Source organism: Okeania sp. SIO2F4, assembly GCF_010672385.1.
Lineage (GTDB): Bacteria > Cyanobacteriota > Cyanobacteriia > Cyanobacteriales > Microcoleaceae > Trichodesmium.
On the sequence record NZ_JAAHGT010000552.1, the window covers coordinates 1 to 6,435 of the forward strand.

The 6,435-nt window shown below is 35.1% G+C and carries 5 protein-coding genes; all 5 read left to right on the forward strand.

Going from position 1 to position 6,435, the window contains the following annotated elements; translation table 11 throughout:
* The first annotated feature begins 292 nt into the window (after positions 1 to 292).
* The 5 genes from F6K22_RS27290 (at position 293) to F6K22_RS27310 (ending at position 5,449) form a co-directional block, all read left to right on the forward strand.
* On the forward strand, positions 293 to 673 hold the full coding sequence (locus tag F6K22_RS27290; protein ID WP_293105326.1) for a type IV pili methyl-accepting chemotaxis transducer N-terminal domain-containing protein: 381 nt from the start codon (positions 293 to 295) through the stop codon (positions 671 to 673).
* A 33-nt stretch (positions 674 to 706) separates the two neighbouring features.
* Entirely contained in the window at positions 707 to 880 is a 174-nt protein-coding gene (locus tag F6K22_RS27295) for a hypothetical protein (RefSeq protein WP_293105328.1), read from the forward strand.
* An 83-nt stretch (positions 881 to 963) separates the two neighbouring features.
* Positions 964 to 3,108, forward strand: a complete 2,145-nt coding sequence (locus F6K22_RS27300) for a response regulator (protein ID WP_293105330.1) — start codon at positions 964 to 966, stop codon at positions 3,106 to 3,108.
* Between the two features lie 192 nt (positions 3,109 to 3,300).
* Complete coding sequence (locus tag F6K22_RS27305; RefSeq protein ID WP_293105332.1) at positions 3,301 to 4,479, forward strand: aminotransferase class V-fold PLP-dependent enzyme; 1,179 nt, start codon at positions 3,301 to 3,303, stop codon at positions 4,477 to 4,479.
* Positions 4,480 to 5,017: 538 nt separating this feature from the next.
* Positions 5,018 to 5,449 (forward strand): hypothetical protein, encoded by a 432-nt coding sequence (locus F6K22_RS27310; RefSeq protein ID WP_293105334.1) that lies wholly within the window; start codon positions 5,018 to 5,020, stop codon positions 5,447 to 5,449.
* Positions 5,450 to 6,435: the final 986 nt, after the last annotated feature.

Consider the following 6,435-nt stretch of genomic DNA (forward strand, 5'->3'; position numbering starts at 1 on the left):
TCATTTCAGTTATCAGTTAGCCTCCGGAGGAGGAACTGCGCAATTCAGTTATCAGTTATCAGTACCTCCTTTCATTAATTGATAATGGATAATTACCTCAATTTCCTTTTTTATCCCCTTGAAAAAGGAAGGGATTGACCTGATTTTTTGGTCAAAAATCTACAGTGATACAAATAAATACTTATATCTATTTACTTTAATCTACTGTTAGAATAAAAATCAAAGAAAAAATCGCAAATATTTATAATTACAAAATAATCAAATATAAAAAAAATTAACTTTAAAAAATCAAATGTTAAAAAAAACACAAAATCAATCTCCAACTCACCACCTTACGGTGCTTTATATTGCCGGACTCAGTGTAATTGCGGGGTTATTTTTGGTTGCACAAATGATAGCAAAAAAATCTCTAGAATATCAGTTTACCAGTTCTCGGGTAATTAACATTGCAGGTCGTCAAAGAATGCTGAGTCAAAAACTGAGCAAAGTTTCATTAGCTATCAAGTTTAGCTCCAACCCAGAAGTAAAAAAACAACGTCAAGAAGAACTACAAGATGTTGTGCAGTTATTCCAACGTTCCCATGAGGGACTAAAGTGGGGAGATTCAGAGTTAGGATTACCTGCTAATAATAATAGCCCTAAAGTCAAACAAATGTTTGCTGAAATGGACTAATATTATCAAGCAATAGTTAAAGCAGCTAAAGGTTTGCTCATAGCTATAAACTCAAATTCAGCAGAGGAAAATATTAACCCTTTTGTAGAAATAATTCTGGAAAATGAGGCAAATTTTCTGCCACGGATGAATGAAATTGTTTTCCAATATGATGCTGAGGCCCAAAAAAAGTTCAGCAAGCTAGGCAGACTGAAAATTTATTATTGATATTCGCTATATTACTAATTTTGTCAGAGGGACTCCTTGTATTTCCACCTGCAGTTGAACAGGTCAAAGTGCATATGCAAAAAGTGGCCAAATCCCAGAAACAAACAGCTCAGATAGCAGCAGAATTAGAAGAAAAAAATCAGCAATTAGATACGGCCTTAAAAGAAGCTCAATCAATAGCCAAGCTTAAATCAGAATTTGTGGCCAATATGAGTCACGAAATACGCACGCCAATGAATGGAGTAATAGGAATGACAAGTCTACTGTTAGATACTCATCTAGATCCCCAACAACGAAACTTTGTCGAAATTATCCGTGATAGTGGAGATAATTTGCTAGTTATTATTAATGATATTCTCGACTTCTCAAAAATTGATGCTAATAAGTTAGAGTTAGAAAACCAAGCTTTTGATCTGCGAGAATGCGTGGAATCTTGTTTAGATTTGCTAGTTCCTCAAGCTATAGATAAAGAACTAGAATTAGCTTATATTATAGATGATTCTACTCCCTGCGCAATTATGGGGGATGTGACTCGATTGCGTCAAATTATAGTTAATTTAATTAGTAATGCAGTTAAATTTACTGACTCTGGAGAAGTAGTAATAAGTGTCACTGCTGAAGAAATTAACTCAGATAATTCTCAATATCCTACCCACCAAATCCATTTTGCTGTTAGAGATACTGGTATTGGTATTCCACCTGAAGGTTTGAAGCGACTTTTTCAATCTTTTTCTCAGGTAGACTCGTCAACTACTCGTAAATATGGGGGTACTGGTTTAGGTTTAGCGATCGCTAAGAGACTATGCGAAATGATGGGCGGTCAAATGTGGGCAGAAAGTGCGGGGAATGTGGCAGGAAGTCCTGTAGTTGCGAATCAAAATAATTTGGTTTGTGCAAATTCTCTTGCTGTGGGTTCAACTTTTCACTTTACAATCTTAATTACAACTGCTCCGAGTATCCCTAAACCTTATCAAAATCCTCAGCCTCAACTTACTGGTAAACGAGTATTAATAGTTGATGATAATCCTACTAATCGACTCATTTTAAAAATACAAACTAAAAAGTGGAATATGATTTCTACAGGAGTAGATAGTGGTGCAAAAGCTTTAGAATTGCTAATGAGAGGTGAACATTTCGATTTGGCTATTTTAGATTTACAAATGCCTGAAATGGATGGTCTAAATTTGGCTTCTAAAATTCGTAAGTTGCCAAAATTGAAAACACTACCATTGGTAATGTTAACTTCAGTCGGTTATCCAACGGATAATGTTATGGTAGATTTACAAGCTTTTGTGAATAAACCGATTAAATCCGGTCAATTGTACGATGTATTGATACAAGTTTTTGCTAATCAGGAAATTCGGATGAAAAATCAAGTTCAGGTAGATATGAATCAGAATCTGGCGAAACAACTACCTTTAAGAATTTTACTAGCTGAAGATAATGTTATTAATCAAAAGGTGGCATTGTCGATGTTAGGGCGGATGGGTTATTCCCCTGATGTAGTTAGTAATGGTATAGAAGCTTTGGTTGCTCTGGAGCAAGTACCTTATGATTTGGTGTTGATGGATGTACAAATGCCAGAAATGGGAGGTTTGGAAGCAACAAAATATATCTGTGAAACGTATGGCAAAGAGTTAGACAAAAGACCTGTTATTGTAGCAATGACTGCTGGAGCGATGGAGGGCGATCGCGATATTTGTCTGCAAACTGGTATGGATGATTATATTAGTAAGCCAATTAAAGTACAAGGTTTACAGCGGGTTTTGGCACATTGGGGAACAAGAATTTTGGCGAATAAAAATTCAGGATCGGAAGTGCTACTAGAAACATCCGAGTTTGTTTCTTACTCTTCCCCTCCCAGCTTAAGAACTGTTTCTAGCGTTCCTCTAGTTAATTGGGAGGTTCTCGCAACTATTCGGGAAGAAATACAAATAGAGGGTGAACCAGATGTACTCAAAAAATTGATTAATTTGTTTCTTAAGGATACTTCACAACTGTTAGCAACTATGAAAAAAGCTATAGATGAACTTGACACTGAAACTTTACAATTAACCGCTCACAATTTGAAGGGAAGTTGTGGATATTTGGGAATTGTAGGTATGGATAAAACTTCTGCTTCTCTGGAGGAAAAAGCTAAACTTGGTTTGATATTTGAGGCAGAAAAACTGTTAATTAAATTAGAAAATGAGTTTATTCGGACTAAATCTGAATTAGAAAATATGTAAGCATTCAGCCGTCAGCTATCAGCTATCAGCTATGAGAATTCTTACCTCCTGATTCCTGACTCCTGACTCCCTAAGACAAAAGTCACTGTAGCAATATGTAATTAAATTAATATTATTTTTTATTATAGATATTATAGAATTTATGATATAATTGCCAAGCACAAAACTTTGCTGTTAAACATTAATCATTTTATGAACCAGAATCTTTCCCAATTGTCAAATTATCGACAAAATTTTCCGGCTTTAGCTAATAAAAGTTATTTTAATTATGGCGGTCAAGGACCGATGCCTGAAATATCTTTACAGGCAATTTATGACTCTTATAAAAAAGTACAAAATCTCGGACCGTTTTCAGAAAAAGTTGGCAAGTGGGTGATAAATGAAGCAGCTTTAATACGAGGAGCGATAGCTGCTGAATTAGGAGTTTCTACAGATACTATTACTTTGACAGAAGATGTTACGGTAGGTTGTAATATTCCACTGTGGGGTTTAGATTGGCAGGCAGGAGACCATGTATTACTTTCTGATTGTGAACATCCGGGAGTTATTGCTACAATTGAAGAGATTCAAAGACGTTTCAATATACAGGTTTCTACTTGCCCAATAATGGCAACTTTAAATGAAGGAAATCCTGTAGAAGTAATTTCTCAAAACTTACGCTCAAATACAAAATTATTAGTAATAAGTCATATATTGTGGAATACTGGTCAAGTTTTACCATTAACTGAAATTGTCAAACTGTGCCATCATTTATTTCCATCACCAATTAAAGTATTAGTTGATGCGGCTCAATCTGTAGGCGTTTTACCTTTAAAATTAGCAGAAACAGAAGTTGATTTTTATGCTTTTACTGGTCATAAATGGTGGTGCGGACCAGAAGGTTTAGGAGGACTTTATGTAAGTGCTAAAGCCAGAGAAAGTTTAAGTCCTACTTTTATTGGTTGGCGGAGTGTTTTGAAAGATAAAACTGGTAAACCGATTGGTTGGCAACCAGATGGTAGACGTTATGAAATAGCAACTTCTGCTTATCCTTTATATGCTGGTTTAAGGGAAGCGATCGCTCTCCATAATCAATGGGGAACTATAACAGAAAGGTATGAAAGAATCAAAGAATTGAGTAGATATTTATGGGAAAATTTAACCAAAATTCCTGAGATTAAATGTTTACGCACAGCACCCCCAGAATCTGGTTTAGTTTCTTTCCAGTTAACCAATGGTAAATCGCATCAAGAGTTGGTTGAATATTTAGAAAACAAAGAAATTCTGGTGCGAACTATTCTTGACCCAGATTGTGTGAGAGCTTGTGTTCATTATTTGAGTGGAGAGGCAGAAATTGATAAATTAGTTGCAGAAATTAAAGCTTTTATTTAGGTAATTAGGAATAGAGGGTTCAATAATTAATAATTAACAATTAATTAATTATGGTTGAAAGCCTCCCCTTGGATAGGGGAAAAAAAGTGCTCTTGAATTTCCCAATATTCAATTCCCGAGCGGTTAAAACCTTCTTGTAATTATCAAGTTCGCCATTATCAATTATCAATTAATGAACTCTCCTTAAAACGGATAGGATTAAGCAAAATGATTTTTTTCTTCTCGAGGGGAGATTGGATATTTCCTTATATTCAATTCCGTTACGGTTTTAACCAGAGGTAATTATCCATTATCCATTAATGAATATGCAGGACTACCCCCATAGGGTGCCCTGCAATGCACCTTACAGCACAGAAGTCCGTATAACGCTCGAATGCGTCGGTAAGTCATGAGAATTTCTGGAGATATCTATAAAATTTTCCTACACTAACTATAGTGAGGAAATTTAACCGAATTTGAGATGACACCAAAACTTTTGACTTGATATATAATATTAAACTAAATTTACGTTTTGACTTCCAGCTAAAGGTAAAACACTATGAGATTTATATTAGGAATCATCGCTGTTTTAGCAATTTGGGTAATGCCAGTCAAAGCCCAGATATCTAATACCCAGGTTCAGAAATTAGTCGAAGCACTAAGACTAGCAGCACCACAAACAGGAACAGAAAATGATGGTCTCTATAGCGATTGGCAAATTAAACCAGATAATATTCCTAGATGGTCGAGACTTTGCACTGGGGAGGAAATGACTATAGAAGAGTTTGAGGCAAATACAACAAAAGCGAGGGAGATTTTGGGATGCGTGATGGAAGATATTTTAAAAGAACAATATGCTGCTAGTGGTAATGATGAGTCATTAGCAGTGCGTCGAGCAGCAGCATGGTGGATGACAGGAGACCCAAGTCAATATAATCAAGGTGAGATTGCTAACTATACTAATAAAGTTTTAGATTTCTATCAAAAATAGAAATTATGAGGCTCTGTTGGTGAATTAATTAAAAATCCTGTAATATCAAATCTGGTAGTATCGATATAAAAAAGTATATTATTCCGGGTTTGTATTAAATTATCCACCATACTAACATCTACCTCCTATAAACCCGGTTTCTTATAACACTCTAAATCAAGGGGATTTAATATAATAAAGGTGCAATAAATTTTTGCTTGAATAATTGAAATCTTGAATATAACTGCTTCTTTATTATATAAAATTATCGATATGATAGAGCAATAAAATCTATGATTTTGTTGCTTTTTTTATTCCTTATTTCAGACTCCTAAGCGGCAACTTAACTATTTATAGCAAACATTTTTTAAACTTGTATTAGTACCTACAGCGCTTTTCAGATTCCTGAACCACATATTCAAAATTATAACCCTTGTAGGGATGTTCCATGGAACGTCCCTACTGTGGTCTATTCAAATGGAAACTGCTATAATACCAAGGGTGTTCATTAATGGATAATGGATAATTGATAATTGATAATTACAAGAAGGTTAAAACCGTTACGAAATTGAATATAAGGAAATTCAAGAGCACTTTTTTTCCCCTTGAAAGGGGAGCCAGAGAAAGCTGAATTATTTAATTAATAATTATTAATTAGGGTTTGCTGAAAAAGTCTTATGGGTGAGGGTAGGAGTCAACCCACCCCTAACCCCTCCCAGGAGGGGAAGTCAGGAGGAATGGGGAATTTAGAGGAGGTAGGAGGAAGAATTATCCCTTGATTTTTCTGCAATTATTCTGCCCAAAATCGTAACTTTTTGACCTTCCTAGAACGAAAACCTTGTACTTTTTCAAGACCTAAAAAGGCACTTACCTTTATCTGTAAATGCTTTTAGATAGTTTCAGCAAGCCCTAATTATTAATGATTGGGTAAATGTTTGCTACAAATATTTGGACAGTTTCTAGTAGTCAATAGTCAGTAGTCAGCTAGAAATAGCTCTCTTATTATC